Source organism: uncultured Cardiobacterium sp. (genome assembly GCF_938028825.1).
GTDB lineage: Bacteria > Pseudomonadota > Gammaproteobacteria > Cardiobacteriales > Cardiobacteriaceae > Cardiobacterium.
This window is the reverse complement of record NZ_CALIZP010000001.1, coordinates 1-3,123: the sequence shown is the minus strand read 5'-3', so window position 1 is coordinate 3,123 and position 3,123 is coordinate 1. Positions and strand designations below refer to the sequence as shown.

The 3,123-nt window shown below is 61.6% G+C and carries 3 protein-coding genes; 1 reads left to right on the top strand and 2 read right to left on the bottom strand.

The genetic code is table 11. The features are described 5' to 3' along the window. Positions 1–1,136 (bottom strand): F390 synthetase-related protein (locus Q0562_RS00015; protein WP_298639490.1); only part of this gene is annotated, 1,136 nt, incomplete at its 3' end. A 239-nt stretch (positions 1,137–1,375) separates the two neighbouring features. Next, positions 1,376–1,840 (bottom strand): S-ribosylhomocysteine lyase, encoded by a 465-nt coding sequence (locus Q0562_RS00010; protein WP_298639486.1) that lies wholly within the window; start codon positions 1,838–1,840, stop codon positions 1,376–1,378. Positions 1,841–1,936: 96 nt separating this feature from the next. Here Q0562_RS00010 and yegQ point away from each other — a divergent pair. After that, on the top strand, positions 1,937–3,123 hold a 1,187-nt coding region (gene yegQ, locus Q0562_RS00005; protein WP_298639481.1), incomplete at its 3' end, for a tRNA 5-hydroxyuridine modification protein YegQ.

Genomic DNA, 3,123 nt, shown 5'->3' with positions numbered 1-3,123 from the left:
GCGGTGAGGGTGATGCCGGTCGGGCTGTGCTGGCTCAGGCGGTAGTCGTTTTTCCACGGCAGCAGGCGGGCGAGGGTGTGGTGGCTGGTCTGCGGGTAGATTTTGATGCGGCGGATGATGCTCGGCGAGGGCAGGATGAAGATGTCGTCGGTGCGGCCTTCGATGGCGCGCACGCTGTCGGTGCAGTTGCCGCAGGGGCAGGGCTGCGGGTCGTGTTGCAGCACGTCGTCCATGCGGTAGCGCACCAGCGGCAGGGCGTGGGCGGTGAACGAGGTGATGAGCGGGATGTAGTGGGTGTCATCCAGCCATTCTTTTTCGATGAGGTATTTTTCTTCGCAGAGGTGCAGGCGGCCATGCGCGCAGGTGATGCCGAGCATTCCTTCCACGCCCTGATAGATGTCACCGACGGTGGCGAACTGGCGGCGCAGGGCGAGGCGGTCGCGCGCGGTCATCACTTCGCCGCTGTTATAAACGCGGGTGCAGCGTTCGAGTTCGAGGCGGCCGTCCATGATGAGGGCGAGGATGTGCAGGAGGATGCTGGCCGGGGCGATGATGAGGTGCGGCTGCTGGTGTTGTAGTTTTTTGGCGAGGTAGGAGGGGTGTTCTTGCAGGTCGTAGCTCCGGATTTCGAGGGTGTCCGTTTGCAGGGTGTAGTAGGGGGCGTTGTTGCTGCGGAAGTACCAGGCGATGCTGGTGCCTTCCGGCAGTTCGTCCGGGTAGAGACGAGCAAGGACGGTGCCGATGCGATCCACCCGCTCTTCGTGGCTGAGGATATAGGCCCGGCGGCGGCCTTTGCTGCCAGCGGAGAGAAGCGGGGTGTAGTCGCGGGCAAAGTAGGCGTAGTCGCGCGAGATATCGGCACGCACGCCGAGGGCGAAGACTTCTTCGTGCCTGGCGCCGAGGGTGTTGATTTCGTTGAAATGGCGGGTGAGGTCAACGGGGTTCATCACCGGCCAGTTTTCGATGGGTTCTTTGAGGAAGGCCCGGTAGTAGGGGCTCTGCGGCAGGGTTTCCTTGAAGAGACGGGTCAGCATCCGCCGCTGCCACAGTTCGAGGACGGTGCGGTCGGTGAAGCGCTGGCGGCGGTTGCGCTGCCAGGCGGCGAGGATTTCGTAGAGGTTGGCTTGTTGTGACATGCCGTTTCCCTGATGGGTGTTGTTTTTGTAATGTTTGCATTTTCTGTGCCAAACAGGGCGGCGGACAGTCTTTTTTCCGATGATTGTCTGCGCGCAAACTGCGCGTCTCCCCGCCCGCAACCATATTCCCCCTCAAAGAGGAATGGCAAGCGGTGGCCGATACCGTCCCGGCGTCGTCCGGAACGGCGCATAAAAATGGCAGACCGTCGCCGGTCTGCCGTTATCCGCTTGGCGCGCCATCAGGCAAAGATAGTTTCCCACTCGCTGCGCTTGTCCAGTAGTTTGCGCGCCAGTGCCTGCGCGCCTTCCAGACTGTGGCTCGCCGCCCAGCCGCACTGCACCGGGTTGCAGGCCGGGACTTCCGTCGCTTCCAGCACGTCGCGCAGGGTCTTTTCAATCAAGTCCAGCGCCGTTTGATACTCCGGCTCGTTCAGAAGCGACACATAGAACCCCGTCTGGCAGCCCATCGGCGAGATGTCCACCACATGACCGTTGTGGTTGCGCGAGAGTTCCGCCATCAGGTGTTCCAGCGAGTGCAGCGCGGGCATTTCCATGTGTTCCTGATTCGGCTGGCAGATGCGCAGGTCGTATTTGTAGATGACGTCGCCGTGCTCGCCCTGTTTCTTGTCGGCAAGGCGCAGGTAGGGGGCTTTCACTTTGGTGTGGTCGAGGTTGAAACTCTCGACATTCATGCGTTTTTGCATAACAACTCCTGCAATCAATCAATAGGAAAGGGGCGGGCATTGTGCCACAGACAGGCCGCTATAATGCGCGCCTTTGCCACGCTATCGAGACACACCATGCGACACACCGAACTCCTCGCCCCCGCCGGCTCCCTGAAAACCATGCGCTACGCCTTTGCCTACGGCGCGGATGCCGTCTATGCGGGCGCGGCGCGTTACTCCCTGCGCATGCGCGGCAACGAGTTCAACGACGAAAACCTGCAAACCGGCATCAACGAGGCACATGCGCTGGGCAAGCAGTTCTACCTCACCGTGAACGCCATGCCGCACAACTACAAATTGCAAACCGCCATCCGCGACCTCAGCCCCTCGCTCAAAGCAGGACCGGACGCCTGCATCATGTCCGACCCCGGCCTCATCATGCTAGTCAAGGACGCCTTCCCCGACATGCCCATCCACCTCTCCGTGCAGGCAAACAGCATGAACTGGGCCAGCGTCAAATTCTGGGCAAAAAACGGCATCAGCCGCATCATCCTCTCGCGCGAACTCTCGCTGGACGAAATCCGCGAAATCCGCGAGCGCTGCCCGGACATCGAGCTGGAAGTCTTCGTGCACGGTGCCTTGTGTATCGCCTACTCTGGCCGCTGCCTGCTCTCCGGCTACTTCAACAACCGCGACCCCAACCAGGGCGTGTGCACCAACGCCTGCCGCTGGCAATACAAAACCCACGGCGCCACCGAAGAAAGCGAGGGCGAATTCATCCCCACGCCCGACCGCATCTTCTCCCCCGACGCGCTGCAAGGACTCACCGACCCGCAAGAGCGCCACCCGCTCGCCGACCGCACCTACTACCTCGAAGAAACGAACCGCCCCGGCGAATACATGGAAATCACCGAGGACGAACACGGCACCTACATCATGAACAGCCGCGATCTGCGCGCCATTGAGCACGTCGGCGAACTGGTCAAAATCGGCGTGGACTGCCTGAAAATCGAAGGTCGCACCAAATCCTTCTACTACGCGGCGCGCACCGCGCAACTCTACCGCCGTGCCATCGATGACGCCCGCGCCGGCCGCCCCTTCGACCCCGGCCTCAGCGACAGCCTCGAAGGCCTCGCCAATCGCGGCTACACCGACGGCTTCTTTGTGCGCCGGCAAATCAAGGCACAACAAAACTACGCCACCGGTTCATCGAACGCCGCCACGCAGCAATTCGTCGGCGAGGTCATCGCCTTTGACGCGGCGACGGGCCTTGCCACCATTGAAGCGAAAAACCACTTCGCCAGCGGCGACAGCATCGAACT

Bases quoted from the DNA above. Each gene is read 5' to 3' on its own strand.
- Q0562_RS00010 (WP_298639486.1), bottom strand. From the start codon at position 1,840: ATGCAAAAACGCATGAATGTCGAGAGTTTCAACCTCGACCACACCAAA.